Below are 401 nucleotides of genomic sequence, written 5' to 3' on the forward strand. Positions count from 1 at the left end.
CGTCGGGGCCGCGACGGGCACCGGCGGGGCGGACTCCAGGCCTCGGGCCAGCCAGGCGACGACCTCGCCCAGCGCCCGCTGGGGCACGAAGTTGTCGCTCGGCGCCAGGTCGAGCAGCCGGTCCTGGTCCCAGGCCGGCAGCGACTCCAGCGAGGGCTCGGCGGCGAGCCGCTCCGCGATGGCCAGCGGCGCCGGGCGGTCCTCGCGGCTCAGCAGCAGCACCCGGTCGGCGAGCGGCGTCGCGGCCGGCACCCGGCTGAGGTCGAGGTGGCGCATCGCGGCCGCGGTCGCCGCGTCGTACTGGAAGCCGGGGGTGTGGCGCAGGCCGTCGTCGGGAGTGCCGCCCGCCTCGGTGCCCTCGCCGAACTGGTGGAGGGCCTCGCCCTCCCGCAGGAACGTGC

1 protein-coding gene is annotated in these 401 nt (G+C 78.6%); it reads right to left on the reverse strand.

All coding sequences use genetic code 11. The annotated features are described in order from the left end of the window. Positions 1 to 401, reverse strand: a 401-nt coding sequence (locus tag I6F37_RS43135; protein ID WP_225154853.1) for a hypothetical protein, incomplete at both ends; no start/stop codon positions are given.

Origin of the sequence: Bradyrhizobium sp. NBAIM08 (assembly GCF_020193935.1) — a bacterium.
GTDB classification, from domain to species: Bacteria; Pseudomonadota; Alphaproteobacteria; order Rhizobiales; family Xanthobacteraceae; genus Bradyrhizobium; species Bradyrhizobium yuanmingense.